Annotated in this window: 16 protein-coding genes and 1 tRNA gene; 5 read left to right on the forward strand and 12 right to left on the reverse strand. The window is 51.6% G+C overall.

Annotated features, from left to right (window positions below; genetic code table 11):
- Positions 1-149 precede the first annotated feature (149 nt).
- Positions 150-225: transfer RNA gene (locus tag BLQ36_RS03170), tRNA-Gln, on the reverse strand.
- Positions 226-457: 232 nt separating this feature from the next.
- Between BLQ36_RS03170 and BLQ36_RS03175 the strand changes: the two genes are divergently transcribed.
- Positions 458-820, forward strand: a complete 363-nt coding sequence (locus BLQ36_RS03175; protein WP_074513928.1) for a PTS glucitol/sorbitol transporter subunit IIA — start codon at positions 458-460, stop codon at positions 818-820.
- Between the two features lie 20 nt (positions 821-840).
- Here the strand turns inward: BLQ36_RS03175 and BLQ36_RS03180 are convergent, their stop codons facing one another.
- The 9 genes from BLQ36_RS03180 to BLQ36_RS03220 all read right to left on the reverse strand — a co-directional run bounded on the left by BLQ36_RS03180 (position 841) and on the right by BLQ36_RS03220 (position 9,028).
- The gene (locus tag BLQ36_RS03180; protein WP_074513929.1) at positions 841-1,878 is read right to left on the reverse strand and encodes a LacI family DNA-binding transcriptional regulator; all 1,038 of its coding nucleotides are present in this window, start codon (positions 1,876-1,878) and stop codon (positions 841-843) included.
- 155 nt (positions 1,879-2,033) lie between these two features.
- Positions 2,034-2,708 carry a uracil-DNA glycosylase gene (locus BLQ36_RS03185; protein ID WP_074513930.1) on the reverse strand — a complete coding sequence of 225 codons (675 nt, stop codon included), beginning with the start codon at positions 2,706-2,708 and terminating at the stop codon, positions 2,034-2,036.
- Positions 2,692-3,717 (reverse strand): 2-amino-4-hydroxy-6-hydroxymethyldihydropteridine diphosphokinase, encoded by a 1,026-nt coding sequence (folK, locus tag BLQ36_RS03190; protein ID WP_074513931.1) that lies wholly within the window; start codon positions 3,715-3,717, stop codon positions 2,692-2,694. Before folK ends, BLQ36_RS03185 begins: the two co-directional genes overlap by 17 nt.
- The gene (folB, locus tag BLQ36_RS03195; protein WP_074513932.1) at positions 3,714-4,076 is read right to left on the reverse strand and encodes a dihydroneopterin aldolase; all 363 of its coding nucleotides are present in this window, start codon (positions 4,074-4,076) and stop codon (positions 3,714-3,716) included. Before folB ends, folK begins: the two co-directional genes overlap by 4 nt.
- A 12-nt stretch (positions 4,077-4,088) precedes the next feature.
- A complete protein-coding gene (folP, locus tag BLQ36_RS03200) occupies positions 4,089-4,934 on the reverse strand; it encodes a dihydropteroate synthase (protein ID WP_074513933.1) in 846 nt (281 codons plus the stop codon).
- Positions 4,934-5,497, reverse strand: coding sequence for a GTP cyclohydrolase I FolE (gene folE, locus BLQ36_RS03205; protein ID WP_074513959.1), 564 nt, complete (start codon positions 5,495-5,497; stop codon positions 4,934-4,936). The genes folP and folE overlap by 1 nt, the downstream gene beginning before the upstream one ends.
- 101 nt (positions 5,498-5,598) lie before the next feature.
- Positions 5,599-5,784 carry a ferredoxin gene (locus BLQ36_RS03210; RefSeq protein ID WP_074513934.1) on the reverse strand — a complete coding sequence of 62 codons (186 nt, stop codon included), beginning with the start codon at positions 5,782-5,784 and terminating at the stop codon, positions 5,599-5,601.
- Positions 5,785-5,941: 157 nt separating this feature from the next.
- Complete coding sequence (locus BLQ36_RS03215) at positions 5,942-7,330, reverse strand: aspartate ammonia-lyase (RefSeq protein ID WP_074513935.1); 1,389 nt, start codon at positions 7,328-7,330, stop codon at positions 5,942-5,944.
- Between the two features lie 267 nt (positions 7,331-7,597).
- Complete coding sequence (locus tag BLQ36_RS03220) at positions 7,598-9,028, reverse strand: DASS family sodium-coupled anion symporter (RefSeq protein WP_318260901.1); 1,431 nt, start codon at positions 9,026-9,028, stop codon at positions 7,598-7,600.
- A gap of 198 nt (positions 9,029-9,226) precedes the next feature.
- Here BLQ36_RS03220 and BLQ36_RS03225 point away from each other — a divergent pair, with 198 nt between their 5' ends.
- Positions 9,227-10,582, forward strand: a complete 1,356-nt coding sequence (locus tag BLQ36_RS03225) for a sensor histidine kinase (RefSeq protein WP_074513936.1) — start codon at positions 9,227-9,229, stop codon at positions 10,580-10,582.
- The gene (locus tag BLQ36_RS03230; RefSeq protein ID WP_074513937.1) at positions 10,563-11,435 is read left to right on the forward strand and encodes a response regulator; all 873 of its coding nucleotides are present in this window, start codon (positions 10,563-10,565) and stop codon (positions 11,433-11,435) included. The genes BLQ36_RS03225 and BLQ36_RS03230 overlap by 20 nt, the downstream gene beginning before the upstream one ends.
- A 2-nt stretch (positions 11,436-11,437) precedes the next feature.
- On the opposite strand, the gene BLQ36_RS03235 is transcribed toward BLQ36_RS03230, so the two are convergent.
- Positions 11,438-12,421 carry a LysR family transcriptional regulator gene (locus BLQ36_RS03235; protein ID WP_074513938.1) on the reverse strand — a complete coding sequence of 328 codons (984 nt, stop codon included), beginning with the start codon at positions 12,419-12,421 and terminating at the stop codon, positions 11,438-11,440.
- A 116-nt stretch (positions 12,422-12,537) separates the two neighbouring features.
- On the opposite strand from BLQ36_RS03235, the gene BLQ36_RS03240 reads away from it, so the two are divergent.
- Together BLQ36_RS03240 and BLQ36_RS03245 are read left to right on the forward strand one after the other, a co-directional pair.
- The gene (locus BLQ36_RS03240) at positions 12,538-13,281 is read left to right on the forward strand and encodes an aspartate/glutamate racemase family protein (RefSeq protein WP_074513939.1); all 744 of its coding nucleotides are present in this window, start codon (positions 12,538-12,540) and stop codon (positions 13,279-13,281) included.
- 145 nt (positions 13,282-13,426) lie between these two features.
- Positions 13,427-15,613: a GGDEF domain-containing protein gene (locus BLQ36_RS03245; protein WP_074513940.1), complete on the forward strand. Its 2,187-nt coding sequence runs from the start codon at positions 13,427-13,429 to the stop codon at positions 15,611-15,613.
- Between the two features lie 673 nt (positions 15,614-16,286).
- Here the strand turns inward: BLQ36_RS03245 and BLQ36_RS13515 are convergent.
- Positions 16,287-16,491 (reverse strand): hypothetical protein (locus BLQ36_RS13515; RefSeq protein ID WP_218970062.1); only part of this gene is annotated, 205 nt, incomplete at its 5' end.

Here is a 16,491-nt window from a genome sequence, read left to right on the forward strand (position 1 = left end):
TTCGTTTAGAAAAACATCTCCCGCGTAGTGTTGGCACTGCCCCTAGCGGCGGCGAAGAGTTGCTTCGAATGAGACCTGCAAACTATAACTTCGTGCACCTATAATCTATACACAAAAAAGCACCGCTCTCGCGGTGCTATGCTTTCATATGGCAGGGGTAGCTGGACTCGAACCAACGCATGCGGGATTCAGAGACCCGTGCCTTACCAACTTGGCGATACCCCTGTGTCACTAGCGTCTTGCGCTATCAACATAAAGTATTATACTCAAGGATAACATTCTTGTCAACACATTTTTTATATTTTTTTACAAACCGCCAAAAATTCAAAAAAAAGTCTGAAAACGATCCAGAAAAGGGCAATTGTCCCCTTTTCTTTAAGAAAAGTATGATATAATAAAGGATACCTAAAAATTGTAAGTGACGATTCATGTGTATTTTATTGGAGGAATGTATCGTATGGATATTAAGTATGATGTATCAATTACCGCTATCGGCAATTTGGCAAAAACCTTCCTTTCGGATAACAACAGTGCTATCCTGCTCGACGAAGGCATCCGCCCGAATCTGTCCGATATGGTCATCGAACACACTCCTGGCGAACTGAAAGAAGACATCAAGAAGGGCGATAAGCTGTTGATGGGCGGTGTCAAGTACACGGTCGAAAAAGTGGGCGACGCAGCCAATGACAACCTCCGCGAAGAAGGTCATTGCACCCTGGTATTTAACTCCACGGGTTCCATGCCGGGACAGATTATCGTGAAAGGCCCCAGCCTTCCGGTTCTTTCCAACGGTGCTCACATCACCTTCACCAAGAAATAATCCTCGAATCAAATACCCATTCAGGCCAGGCCGTTCATCGAGCCTGGCTTTTCTTTTTCATAGTCGCGTTTCAGATTGCGGACACTCTCGCGCTCCACAAAGAAAAGGGGCATTTCCATATTCTCCTGCACCGGTTCTTCGCGAAGCAAATCCAGCATGTACTGAGCGGCCTTCATGCCCACCAGCTCGTAGTCAAAAGCCACCGTCGTAAGTGCCGGATATACGACAGCACCGACTTCATAACCGCCAAAGCCCACCACGGAAATCTCCTCAGGCACCCGGATTCCACGTTCGTGAATATAACGCAAAATACCGAGGCTGATGTTATCCGTAGCACCGACCACCACGCTGGCTTTGCAGCGCAGCACATCTTCAGCCCGGTTATAGGCGGACAAAAAGTCAAAGCCCGTCTCGATAAAATCAACCTTTGCTCCAAATCTTCCCGCCTTGAAGGCGTCGATGAATCCGCGTTTGCGGTCAATTCCCACGGCGGTGTCCTGTTCCGTTACCCCGGCAAAAACGGCATGCTTGTGCCCCATCTGCCGCAAATAGGCTCCCATCATGCGGCCAGCCGCCTCATCATCAATTTTGACGAAGGGGACTTTGGCGTTTTTCTGACCCGTGTAGAGAATGGGAATAGTTCCCTCCTGGGAAAGCTTCACATGTTCCTCGGTAATGCCGACGGAATCCACCAGAATCCCATCTACCCCCTGCTGCTGCAGGTTGCGGATGTTTTCCAGCTCCTTCCGGCTCGAAAGCTGGCTGACCAACAAAATCCCTTGATAACCGGCAGGCTCCAACACCCGGCTGATGCCTGCCAGCAGCTTACCCACCGTTACCGAGTCCATACGCGGCAGGACAATACCAATCAATTTGCTTTCTTTGGTCTTGAGCCGTTTGGCAAAGAAATTCGACTGAAAACCGGTTTTTTCAATCGCCGCCCGGACCCGTTCCTGTTTTTCGAGACTGATATATCCATGATTCAAATAGCGGGATACCGTACTTTTCGATACCCCTGCCAGTTCCGCAACTTCTTTTATCGTTACTTTCTGATCCATTTCCTCTGCGATCCTCCATGGATTCATTTATTGCTGTAGTCTACTATTATTTTAGGCCATTTACCGCTAAAAGGCAAGAAAAAGTAGAACCGATTCCACAAAATAACGGCACCTCAAAAGGAGGTGCCGTTATTCCGTCCCAAGACCAAACCGAATTATATATTCGGCAGTTGCCAATTGATGGGCTCCTGCCCTGTCGCCTGCAAAAAGTCATTTACCTTCGAAAAGGGCCGGCTGCCAAAGAAGCCGCGATGGGCCGACAGCGGACTGGGATGGGGGGATTCGACGATATAGTGCTGGGGATTGGTAATCATGGCCTTCTTGCGGCGCGCCGGTGAGCCCCAAAGGATAAAGGCCATTGGTTTCTCACGCTCATTGAGCAGGCTGATGATTTTATCCGTAAATGTCTCCCAGCCACGATGCTGGTGCGAACCGGCCTGATGTTCCCGAACCGTCAATACCGTGTTAAGCAGTAGTACCCCCTGCTCCGCCCATGGCTTCAAGCAACCGTTATTCGGAATAGTACAGCCAAGGTCTGTCTGGAGTTCCTTGAAGATATTTAACAGCGACGGCGGCGGCTGTACCCCCGGCAGTACGGAAAAGGAAAGGCCGTGGGCCTGTCCAGGGCCGTGATAGGGGTCCTGTCCCAAAATCACCACTTTCGTATCCTGGTAGGCCGTATAATGAAGGGCATTGAATATGGCAAACATATCGGGATAAATACGTTGAGTACGGTATTCCTGTATCAAAAACTGCCGAAGCTCGCGATAATACGGCTGCTGCAACTCGTCGGCCAGCAGCTCAGCCCAATCATTATGAAATATTTCCATTGTCGTCTCTCTCCCTATCAATACGCAGCCAGCGTTGAAAACTGCCCTGCTCCATCTCTGTTTCGCCTGTCAGCTGGAACTCCGAAAGGTCCGGCAACCAGGTGTCAGCTTCATAACCCCCTGACAAACGGGTAATCTCTGCTTCCCGCACATAAGGCAGCAACTCACGATATACTTCGCCACCGCCGATGCACCAAAACTGTTTTGCGGGATATTCCAGCCGCAATTCGCCTAGTTTTTGCCATAAATCAGCCAAATCATGACAAAGGATAAAGCCGGGAAGTTCCGACAGACTGCGTGACAGTACAAGATTGATGCGCTCCCTAAGCGGTGCACCACCGGGCAGACTCTCCGCCGTTTTTCGGCCCATGATAACCACCTGACCAGTGGTCAGGGCCTTGAACCGTGCCATGTCGGCAGGAATATGTGCCAATAAATGACCATGGCAGCCAAGCCCCCGGTTCTCGTCAATTGCCGCAACCAGCCGCAGGGGCCAGGGGCTGTTAAGCTCTGCCGCCAGGGCGATTTCCTGGGCTTTAATCCCAGGTTCCTCACACCACGCCGCCACAGGCTTTCCCTGAACCACGAGACTGCCTGCAATATCCCGCAAGGGATATAGCACAAAGGCCCGCTCCGTCAGATAGGGATGTGGCAGCCGCAGTTCTTCAGTATCCCATTGCTGCCCCTCCGCTGCCAGTAAGTCAATGTCAATCGTCCGCGCCCCCCAGTGCTCATGGCGGACACGGCCCAACTCCCGCTCAATGCGCTGAGTCGCGTGAAGAAACTCTATCACCGGTATTTTCGTCCTGACGACAGCCGCAGTATTGATGAACCCCGGCTGGTCCAGCTTCCCCCAGGGAGCCGTCTCATAGAAAGAAGCCACCTGACAAAGACAGGTGGCCGGAATAGCGGCAATTTTCCGCAGTGCTTCACGGATTGTTTCTCCCCGGCTGCCCAAATTGGCGCCGAGGCTCAGCCAAATCCTATAGGCTGCCGCCTGCGCCTTCATGACCGCGTCCTTACTATACTGATGGCCGCATCCTGAAACTTCCCGGGAATCGGTGCCTGGGGCTTATGAACCGTCACGCGGACTTTTTGCACCTTGTCGTAATCCCTGAGGATTGCTGCTGCCGTCCGCTCACCAACGGCCTCGATAAGCTGGCAAGGCTCACCTTCCACAATCTGCTTTGCCGTCTCATAGACCTCGGCATAATTAATCGTAGCCGCTAAATCATCGTTTTGGCCCGCTGCCTTCAAATCCGCATACATCGTAATATCCAACAGGAAATGCTGGCCCTGTTTACGTTCCTCCGGCAAACAGCCATGATAGCCGTAAAAGTCCAGTCCCGTAAGTTTTATTTTATCCATCGTATCTTCACCTTAGTCTAATATAACATCCGTCATACGGCACATTCTTGCGATGGGCAACACGTCGTGCACGCGGACGATGCCGGCCCCCTTCATAATGCCGATGACGCAGGTAGCTCCAGTAGCTTCCATGCGCTCCTCCACGGGCAAACCCAGCGTCGCCCCAATAAAGCTCTTGCGGCTGGTTCCTAACAGCAGCGGATATTCTTCGCCATCAATGGTCAACAGCTCCTGCTGCCGGCGAAGAACTTCCACATTGCCCTCTGGGGTCTTGCCAAAGCCAATACCGGGGTCCAGAATGATATTTTCCCGCTTCATACCGGCAGCGTCAGCCAAAGCAATCGACCGGCGGAAAAAATCCTTCATGGAATCGATGATATCCCCTGCGTATTCTTTGGTGTCCTGATTGTGCATGACCACAATGGGCAGCCCACATTCCGCTGCCACCGCAGCCATCTTTCCGGGCTCTTTTTCATACTGCATGCCCCAGATATCATTGAGCATGTGAACACCGTGCTCAGCAGCCACCCGGGCTGTCTCCGCTTTAAAAGTATCCACCGATACGGGCACGGGACATTCCGGAATAAGGGCATCCAGAAACGGCAGTAATCGCTCAATCTCTTCTTCCGCCGGCATCACCGTAAAACCCGGACGGCTTGACTCCGCACCGATATCAATGATATCGGCACCGTCTTTGACCATCTGCTCCATGTGGTAGAGCATCTTGTCCCGGGTATTCCACTTGCCGCCATCCGAAAAGGAATCCGGCGTCACATTGAGAATGCCCATGACCAAGGTACGCTCTCCCAGGGTCAGTGATTTTCCATCGGCGAAATTGTAGGTGCGATTGGCAGTCATTATGATTTTTCTCCTCCTAGAATCATCCATGCCTGCTGATAGAGCGCGGAATCCGTTTGAAACACCCCGTTTTTCTCCGACGTGACGGTCCGCGTGCCATGCGCGAGGTCGCCACGCATGGTCATGCAGAGCTGTTTGGCCTCGACCACAACCAGCACCCCTCGAGCTTGGAGGTCACGCTGGACTGCGGCGGCAATCTGAGCCGTCAGCCGTTCTTGCAGTTGCGGCTGATGGGAGAGGACTTCCACGAGCTTCGAAAATTTCGAAAACCCAGCCACCCGGCCATCCGTCGGCAGATAAGCTATGCTAACCTCACCGAAGAAGGGCACCAAATGATGTTCACACATGGAATAAAAGGGAATATTGCGGACGGCTACAATGCCATCCGAGCCGGCATCAAAGGTCTCCCCCCAAATCGCCGACGTGTCCTTTCCCATACCATCAAACAAGAACTGATACATCTCAGCTACGCGCTCCGGCGTCTTCTCCATGCCCCGTGCTTCGATATCCACACCAATAGCATCAAGGAAATCGCGCATCGCCCGGATTGCCTTTTCATTCATCTTGCTCATGGTATCCGTCCCCTCTAAAAATCAATACTTCTTATATAATATACTAGAACGTATTACACCGCAAGAGAAAGAACGCCCATACAGCGCAACCGTCACTTTACGGTTATGGCCCCTACGGGACAATCTTCCGCCGCCTGTCTGGCATCATCGATACTGCCCTCCGGCAATTCCTGCCAGCCTTCTGCCAGACCATCCTCACCCATGCGGAACCCTTCGGGGCACGCCCCCGTGCACATTCCACAACCAACACATAAATCCTTATCGACATATCCTTTCATAATAAAACCTCCTATATAATACACAGTGTTACGAACCAAATCGATTGTAACAAACCTAGCTGCTCATTTCTGTAACCATGGTAACACAAAAACACCTCAGGGCGCAGGCCCTGAGGTGTTTTCGTGGGAATCTATAGAAATTTTCTTGGTTAAGCGATTAGCCAGCAATACCCGGAGTCGTCATCTGTTTCGGGGAAAGAATCTTCTCCATCTTCTCCTGGGAGATGAGGCCCTTCTCGAGGATGACCTGACGAACCGGTTTGCCCGTGTTGTATGCTTCCTTCGCAATCATAGCGGAATTCTCATAACCGATATGCGGGAGCATAGCCGTGACAACGCCAACGCTCTTGTCAAGCCATTCCTGGCACTGCTCTTTGTTCGGCTCCAAATCGATGAGGAGCTTGTCAACAAAAGTATCTACAGCATTGGACATGTACTTCATGGAGTTGAACATGTTGAAGCTGATAACCGGCTCCATGACATTGAGTTCGAACTGGCCGTTTTCAACGCCCAGGGAAACAGCGATATCGTTTGCGATAACCTGATAGCAAGCCTGATCGAGAACTTCAGCAATAACCGGATTGACTTTGCCCGGCATGATGGAAGAACCCGGCTGGCGTTTCGGCAGCTTGAGCTCATTGAAACCGCAGCGCGGGCCAGAAGCCATCATGCGGAAATCGTTAGCCATCTTGATGAGGACGAGCGCCGTCGTCTTCATTGCGCTGGATACGTCCGAGAACCCATCGGTGTTGTTCGTTGCATCGATGATGTTGTCAGCCGTGACGTATTTCTCACCCGTAACCTCGGAGAGAGTCTCAGCCACTTTCTTGATGTACTCCGGCTCAGCGTTGAGGCCCGTACCAACTGCCGTACCGCCCATGTTCATGACATGGATGCCATCGATGGCATGATTGATGCGGTCGATACCACGACGGATAGAGGAAGCATAGGAGCCCATCTCCTGGCCCAGCGTGATAGGAACAGCATCCTGCAGATGGGTGCGGCCCATCTTGAGGATATCCTTGTACTCAACGGATTTCTTCTCCAGTTCCGTTGCCAGACGATCCAGGGATGCCGTCAGTTTCTTGGCCTTATGGGAAAGGCAGACTTTGATGCTGGTCGGGAAGCTGTCGTTCGTGGACTGAGCCATGTTCGCATGGTTATTCGGGGAAATGATATCGTAGCTCCCTTTCGGTTTGCCGATAATCTCCAGGGCACGGTTGCAGAGGACTTCGTTGACATTCATGTTGACCGAAGTACCAGCACCACCCTGAATCGGGTCAACCGGGAACTGGTCAAGCCATTTGCCCTCGATAATCTCATCTGCTGCCTGTACGAGCGGCTCGCCAATCTCTTTCGGCAGACGGCCCGTAGCCATGTTAGCCATAGCAGCGGCTTTCTTTACTTTAGCAAAGGCCTGAACGAAATCCGGATCAATCGTCTGACCCGTGATTTTGAAGTTATCGATGGCACGCATCGTCTGAACACCGTAGTAAACCTCGTCTGGTACCTGAAGCTCGCCGATGAAATCATGCTCTGTTCTCATTTTTTCCACGTTCCTTTCTTTTGCCTGTCGCTAAATATCCCCGCGGCAGCACCAAAAACCTCACATCATAGTTTTTTAGTAGATATAAATGATATTAATCATTCGATTAAACAATCGCTTGATTTACGTTTATTGTATCATGTATACAAAATACATGCAAGAACAATTTTCATTTTTTGTCCTTATTCATTGTACATTTTTTATGTACAATTCCGACAGTTTTAGCTGGCAGCCGACAGGGCCCCTGCGAGCCCTGTCTGTACTAGCTTACAGCATACCGATAAGTTTCATGACCGGCAGGCCGACGCCCATCCAAACCACGATATGAAGAATCGTGATGATGAAACCAATCTTCCACCACTGACCCTGTCCCATGAAGTTAGCACCGAAGAAAATCGGCGTAACACCGCAGCCATAGTGCGTGAGGAAGGATGCGCTGTTGCAGAGCGCGCCCAACAGGATCAAGACTCCCAGTACCGGAGCACCAGCAGCTACGAGAATCGTAGCGAAAGCAGCAAAGAGTGCCATGATATGTGCACTGTTGCTCGCCAATACATAATGTGCAAAGGTATAGACAAGGCTGAGGATAATCAGCATCGTCATCCAAGGCATGCCAGCAAACTGAGCCGCCATCACACCTGCGAACCACTTCATCAGGCCGAATTTGGAAAGATAAGCCGCCATATTAACGAGGACGCCCATCCATACGAGAACATCCCAAGCACCATGCTGTTTCGTGATATCCGACCAATCGAGGATTTTCGTCAGCAGCATAGCGGAAAGGCCCAGCAAAGCAACGAAAGCGGAGTCAATATGGTGGATCGAACCCGTTGCCCACATGATGAGTGCCGCGATGAAAATCACGCAGAGGATTTTCTCTTTGATGCTCATAGCGCCCATCTCGCCGAGCTCTTTCTTAGCCAGCGCCATGGTCTCCGGAGAATCCTGAATCTCTGGGTTGATGAGTTTGTACAGAATATACGGCGTAGCAATCGTCAGGATAAGGCCCGGAATGATGCAGGCCATAAACCACTCACCCCAACCGATGGAAGTCCCAAACATCTCCTGTGCCAATGTGTTGCAAAGGACGTTGTTCGATGCACCCGTCAGGAAGATGCAAGCCGACGTGATGACAGCGGCATAGGCACTGAACATCAGGAAAGCACCCGTCTTCTTGTTTTTGCCCGTCTCCGCATCAGCACCTACTGCTGCCGTGACACTGCGGACAATCGGATAGATGATACCGCCGCCGCGGGCCGTATTGGACGGCGTAAACGGAGCGATAATGAAGTCAGCCGCGCTCATAACATAAGCGACGCGCAGCGTGCTGCTGCCGAACTTCGAAAGAAGCATATACGAAATACGTTTTCCCAAACCTGTTTTGATAAAGCCCTCAGCAAACATAAATGCCGATACGATCAGCCAAATCGTCGTATTGGAAAAACCTGCCAGTGCTTCACCGGCTTTCATGATGCCCAAGACCGGCAACAACGCGCAAGCGATGATCGCGATTGCACCGATCGGCATCGGCTGCAGGATGAAACCTGCAATCGTTGCGATAAATACCGCCAAGAGACCCCATGCCTGTGGGCCCACCCCGGCTGGTGCCGGGATAAACCAGATAATTGCACCGATGGCCACACAGATGAGGCCACGAACCAGCGGGCTCATCCCCTGATTTCCCTTTGAATCTGCCATGATTGTTCCTCCCTATAATTCCGTTTCAGTGGTCAATTTTATTGTTTTCAATTGACGACTGAGTTATTTGATGATATTAATATAACTATCTGACTACAAGAAACTACAAAATTCTATGTATTAACTATAAATATATTGCTATATCTTTTATTTATGGCAAATATGTTTTTCCATAAATTCTTTAACGGAGATGCTAACATGTTCAATCAAAAGCCACTGCGTCAAGACTGGTTCTTGTTCGTTTTCATGCTCATTCTCGTGCCAATTGCCGGCGAGCCAAAAATCCATCCCTTTACCGGCGATTTCGAAAACTTTCGCGTGAGTTTCGGCTCGCCGGTTTTCCTGCTTTTCCTCCTTTGGCTTCAATCTTTTTCACGGATTTTTCTCGGCATCTCCGCCGGTATCGCCGTGATGATATTCCGAGCTTGTCTCGATATTGCCCTGTACGGACAACCTGTAGGACATTCCTTTTTGATTCACGTCCCGAACTTTTTCTACTATTTTACTTATGCACTATTTTTTGCCCTGCCGCAGCTCACCCGCAAATCCATCTATGCTCAAGCCTTAGAAATCGCCTTCTGGGCTATCTTCGCCGAAGTATTTGCCAGCATTGCCGAGCTGGCGGTCATGAATGCCATCGCCTATCAACACGGCTACCGCTTTACCCTGGAGATGCTGTTGCGGCTGTTATTCATCGCCATTCTGCGCTGCTTCTTTATCCTGTCTTTCTTCTTCCTGTTCCAGCTTTACAACACCGAAATCCGTCTCGCCCGCAAAATCAAGGAGCAAAACCGACTGGCGGTGCTCATATCCAACCTCTACGAAGAGGCATTCGAACTGCGCTGTTCCTTGAAGAACGCGGAAGATGTCACCCACGACTGTTACAAGGTCTACGACAAGATAAAGAACTTGGCCAAAACCCCGGAAGAACAGGAAATCGCCCGGGAAGTCCTGCGCATCGCCGGGGAGTGCCATGAAATCAAAAAAAATCACCAGCGCATCTATGCCGGTCTCCAGGAACTTACCAGCAACCGCCACGTTGAAGACTACCTGCCCCCCAACCAGATTGTGAAACTTTTGGTTCACACCCAATCCAAATACGCCCGCTCCTTGGATAAGCAGATCGGGTTTCATACCGAGGTGCAAAAGGGCCTGCCCCCCCTCCACGTTTTCATGCTCCTCTCCATACTCAGCAATCTGGCCGCCAACGCCGTCGAGGCCATCAAGTATTCCGGCCTTATCTCCATTGCCATCAGCGGCAAAAAGGGCGACGGCTTGCTGCATATCCGCATCAGCAATACCGGCAGCTTTATCCCCCCCCGCCGGCTGGACAAAGTATTCCGCCCAGGCTATACCACCAAATTTGACAGCACGGGCAAAGCCTCCAGCGGTGTGGGCCTGACCTACGTCCGCCACCAAACCGAAATGCTAGGCGGCACCATTGCCATCGACTCCGATGGCAAAAACCTGGTGACCTGCGAAATCAAACTGCCCTGTGCTAAACTACAAAAACAGTTGGAAAGGAAATCAAACCATGAACATAATGCTGATTGACGATGACGAAGCGATTCGCATGATGCTTCAGGATATCATCGAAGACTACAATCTCGGCGAGGTTGCCGTAAGCCTCGACTCGGCTGCCACCCTCGACAACGGCCTGCTGGCCCTCCACCATATCGACATCCTCATCATCGACATGCTGATGCCCGGCATCGACGGCATTGAAGCCGTGACCAAAATAAAAAATGGCTTCGCCGGCAAGGTCATCATGCTCTCACAGGTAGAGAGCAAAGACCTGGTAGGCAAAGCCTATGGGGAAGGCGTAGATTACTATATCACCAAGCCCCTTAACCGTAATGAAATTGTCAGCGTCCTCAAAAACGTCAGCGAACATCTGCGGCTCGAGGCCTTCGCCCAGAATCTCCAGCATTCCCTGGCCAACCTCACGCCACAGGCAAATACAGCCTCCAGCGCAGCACCAAAGCCAGCAGCCAAAGGCCCCGCCATCCTGCAGGAGCTCGGCATTGCCACTGCCCCCGGTGCCCAAGATCTGCTGGACATCCTGGATTGGCTCAACCAGCACCGCGGACAAGTCCCGAGCCTCAAAATGCTCTTCACCTCCGTTGCCGGCATGCGTCCAGGCACGACGGATGCCGCCCGGGAGGCCAAGGCCATGGAACAGCGTTTGCGCCGTACCATTTACCAGGCACACATCCACATCGCCACCTTGGGCGCCGTGGATTACACCGACCCGCGATTTGAGCAGTATGCACCGCTTTACTTTGACTATGCGGACATCCGCAACACCATGCGGCTGATTGAGGACGAGCAGAAGCCCAGCCTGTCCCAAGTGCACATCAACATGAAAAAATTCATCTTTGCCCTGCACGACGCCGTGACAAGATAAACTCAGCTATCGAACGGATTGGCAAGGGAGGAATCCTTCTTATAGAGTCCCAGACTCGAATGGATAAAGCCCTCCATCGCCTTGGTTCGATAGCCTCTTTTTTTTACCGCCAAAAAGGTTTCCCGGGTCGCAAGGTCCCCGCCCAGCCGGTAATAGACCAGATCATCCGTAGGCGCCGCCAGACTCACCAGCGTATCGGTCAAAATCGTAATCCCCAGCCCCTGCCGCGCCATATGGAAAGCCGTCATCAGCTGATTGAGATAAAGGCGAACCTTGGGCACAACTCCCGCCGCTTGAAAAAGTCCTTTGGCACGGCGATACATATCATTCCCCTTGCCCAGCAGCAGGAAATCTTCCCCGGCAAACTCCGACAAGGCTACCACGGGAACGGAGTCTGACAAGTGACGCCCCGCCAAAATATCCGCCCGCAGCATTTTCCCCGCCGCCACTTCGTGGCGCTCATTGACCGTAAGCTTACTCGGCACGGCCAACAGCAGGTGATCCGTATAAAAGGGCATAATCTCGTATAGCGACGCATCGTAGACCCCGCTGTCCACGATAATATCCAGCTCCTCCGTCGATAGTTTATCATAAAGGTCCGCCGAATCCGATTCCGTCACGGAAAGCCGTATCTGCGGATATTTTTGACTGAAGGCCTCAATCATCGGCGGCAAAAAACAGGACGCAAAGAAATTGGTTCCGCCCAAATTCAACGAACCGCTCTGAAGCCCTGCCAAATCACCACAGTAACGGGTAAGGTCATTCTGTATCCGATAAATCCGTTCCGCCGCCTCGATATAGGCCTTGCCCGCATCGGTGAGCTGTAAGGGGCTGCGGCGGCGGTCAAAAATCGGCAGCCCCAGTTCCCGCTCTACCTTTTTGACCGCCGCCGACAAGGCCGGCTGAGAGACGAACAAGCGCCTTGCCGCCGCCGAAAAACTGCGCTCCTGCCAAACGGCATAAACGTAATCCATGCCAGTCAACATGAATATTCCCTCCATATCTTATAGATTATTTTTATACAATCGTTAAAGTTATATGTATTTGCTTATATAATACGCCGATGCTATTCTATAGGCAAGAAGCAAAGGAGGGAAGCCCCATGAAAACCATCGGTATTATTGGCGGTATGGGCCCCATGGCCACCGTTGATCTTATGCAGAAAATCATCCTGTCCACGGATGCCCAGGAAGACCAGGAACACATCCCTATTCTCGTCGACAACAACACCAATATCCCCGACCGCACGGCGGCGATTCTCGGCCAGGGCCCCAGCCCGGTTCCCGAGCTTTTGAAGTCCGCAAAGCGGCTCACGGACCAAGGCGCTGACTTTCTCATCATGGGCTGCAATACCGCCCACTTCTTCCTGCCGCTCATGATGCCCTATCTCAAAATACCTTTCATCAGCATGATTGAGACAACAGCGGAGTTCTGTAAGCGGCAGGGCTTACAAAAAGTCGGCCTGCTGGCCTCCGCTGGTACCTGTCATTCTGGCATCTACCAGCGGGCCCTCCAATACGCGGGAATCAAAATCCTCCAGCCAAACCAAGAAGGCGAAACTGCCATTCATGATATGATTTATTCCGGGGTCAAAGCGGGTAAGCCCCATCACAATACCACCAAGGTTCAAAACGCCCTGGACGATATGACTGCTGCCGGTGCCGAAGCCTTTATTCTCGGCTGCACCGAAATGCCACTGGCCATTTCCCTGTACCATCTCACGGGAAATTTCCTTGACGCCACCCAGATTTTAGCCGAAAAAGCCGTCGCCGCGGCTGGCGCCAAAGTCATCAGCCAACTCCCCACCGGCAAAGACGTTTTATCCACAGAAATATCCACATACTGACAAAAAACTGGGGATAACTTGTGTATTACTGGCAAGTTATCCCCAGTTTTTTTCTGACCATTTGACCAAAGAAGGAGAACTTTGCTTCCATACCGAATAGAAAGGTACAGTTATTGCAAACCGCTTATTCGAAGGGAAACGCATCATGATAAAACGAATCATCTCCATACTGCTTTTATTCTGCCTTTTATTAAGCACAACCGCTACGGCAACAGCGCCCAAATTGCGAATTGGCTATATCGAACCGGACCAGAGCGTCTTGTCTTCTATTTATATGCGCAACTATTATAATTCTTATTTGGACGAACTGGCCAAACATGCCGGCTGGAATTATGAACTGGTAGATGTCTCCATTAACGACTGCACGCAGCGCCTAGCCAACGGCGACATCGACCTGCTGCTTTCCGTGGAAAATCCTTACACGGATAAACCATCAGGCAAATTCGCCTTCAGCCAGGAATTCTTTGGCTTCGACATCGAAAGCCTTTATACCCGCGCCGGAGACAAGCGTTTCAACGCCCATGACCTCAGCACCATAATGGGGGCGAAGGTCGGATTAATCAAAAACCGTCATGCCAATGCCCAGTTCATGACCTTCCAACACGACAACGAACTTTCCTTTGACCTGCATTATTTTGATACGCAGGACCAGCTTATCCAGGCACTGGTCGACCAGGAAATCGATTTGGCGGTGGACACGGCTACTAACTACAAACCCGGTGAACAGTTCCTGCTGGCATTTGCCCGCATTCCCGTACGGGTTGCCAGCAGAATGGAAGACTCGGCCCACCTGCGGGAATTCGAGTCAGCCATGAACTACCTGCGGGTTGAAAATCCGTCCTTTGAGCCAAATCTAAAAAAACAGCTTACCCAACGCATTGACCATCAGCTGACCCATTACACACCAGCCGAAAGCCGCTTCATCGAGGCGGCTGAACCACTGCGCATCGTCATTTTCGGCGGAAGTGCCCCCTATATCGAATTGGATGACAGCACGGGAATTGCCTCCGGCATCTACGCGGATTTGCTCAATCTCATCAGCCGCAATTCCGGCCTCCGCTTTTCCTATCTCCACGTCAAGACCTACGACGAAGCAGTCGCCGCGCTGGAAAACGGCGAAGCGGATATTATGATGGATATCTATACCAATCGGCCGGACGAAATTCCCTTCACCTATACCAACTCATTCTTTACCGTTCCCTATACGCTGATTGGCGCTTTTCAAACCAAATCGCCAACCACCACAGGGAAATTCCGCGTCAGCATGTCCCAGCCCATGCCCTCCCTGGTTTATTTTCTGCAACAGGAGTATCCCGGCTGGGAAATCAACACCACAGCTAAGACCTCCAACGACAGCCTAAATATGGTTGCCCGTGGCGATGCCGACTTCGCCTTGGTCAACAACATCAATCTGGAAACCGAACGCAATCTCATCCTTCATCCGGATTTGACCATTGTCCCCGGTGTAAATGTCCAGGTGCCCATGGCACTGGCCATCGCCGAAGGCAAGCCGCGCATTCTCAAGACCATCCTAAACAAGGCAATCATTCAGATTGACCATCAGGACAGAATCCGCATCATGCAACAGCACACGGTGGCCACCAAACCAAATCTTTCCCTCAGTCATCTGATGGCCTTCTACCCCATCCAGGCGGGCCTGGCCATCGGACTATTCCTGCTGCTGTTAGCTGGCGGCGCCTTCCTCTGGCACTACGGCCGAAAGCTAAAGCATCAACGGACACTGTTGGAAGAGAAAAATCAAGCCCTCCAAACGACTATCAACACACTGGCTGAGGTAAACCGCAGCCGCGACAATTACAAAACCCTGGCTGAGACCGACGCCCTTACCGGCCTTTTGAACAAGGCCGCCATCGAAAAAACCGGTCAGGAAATTCTTGCCACCCCACCAGCACCGGAACGGTGTCATGCACTGTTCATCATCGATTTGGATCACTTTAAAGAAGCCAACGATACCATGGGCCACCAAAAAGGCGACGACATCCTGCGCCGCTTCGCCCTGTGCCTGATGCATATTGTCCGGGCCAACGATGCCATTGGACGCTTCGGCGGCGATGAATTCATCCTGATTCTCGAAAACCTTCCGCGGCCAGCGGCCATCGCCATTGCCACCCGCATCAACACGGCGGCCCGCAACCTCGAACTAAACGAAGAGGGCAAGCCCGCCCTGTCTGCCAGCATCGGCATTGCCTTATCCCCGGCCCATGGAACCACCTACGCCGACCTCCTGCACAATGCCGACCAGGCACTCTACCAAACCAAAGAAAACGGCCGCGACAACTGGACACTGGCCTTCTACAAAAACCAGCAGTAAATCAGGTCGCCACCGCAAATATAAAGATTTCATAAACAAAGCGCCCCCGTTGCCATTTTACAAGGTAACGGGGGCCTTTTAACAATTCCCATTTGTCAGTTCGCTATTTTGCGCTTTCCGATTCGAAGCAGCGCTTCGCCGCCACCAGAGACAGTGCCAACACTCCGCCAAGATGTTTTCCTAAACAAAATTTTTATCCGCAATGAAGCATCGGAAAAATCCAAAACGCGCTTCGCTTGAACGGTAGAATTTTTCCGACGAAGGGGGGAGGATAAAAATTTCGTTCTTAACGGAAACCATCAAGGCTCCGTTTATGGCACTGCCTCTGGTGGCGGCTGAGGTTGGAACCAAAAGCCTTCCCCCTTGGGGGCAACGAAGCCCGGGATGTCCGGTGGACATCCCGAGCGGTGGGCGCGAAGCGCTCGGATGAGGTTCCTTTATACGCATTACGATAAGCATAATAGCTTAAGGTGCCACCTCATCCGCCCCTGACGGGGCACCTTCCCCAGAGGGGAAGGCAGTTTTGTGACGGCTCTAACCTAGGCGGCGGGGGATACAGTACCATAAGCGGAGCCTTGACGTTCCGCGTGAAGCAAGAAATTTTTGCCTGCGTTCTCGTTGGAAAAGCAGTTTCGTTCAAGCGAAGCGCGTTTAACTGTTTTCCAACTCTTAATTAAAAGGCAAAAATTTCTTGTAGCGGGTTGTCACCGGTGAAGCGTTGGTACTGTATCCCCCGCCGCCGGCGATTTGCCGCGAACACGACCTTACGAACTACTCGATAAATGGGAATTTGAGCTGTATTCTCTAGCTTTTTCTTGCCACCAGCAATATTTGTGTTTATAATAACATTGTCTACTGTCATGACAGTAGACAATGTT

Source organism: Selenomonas sp. WCT3 (assembly GCA_900100835.1).
GTDB lineage: Bacteria > Bacillota > Negativicutes > Selenomonadales > Selenomonadaceae > Selenomonas_A > Selenomonas_A ruminantium_E.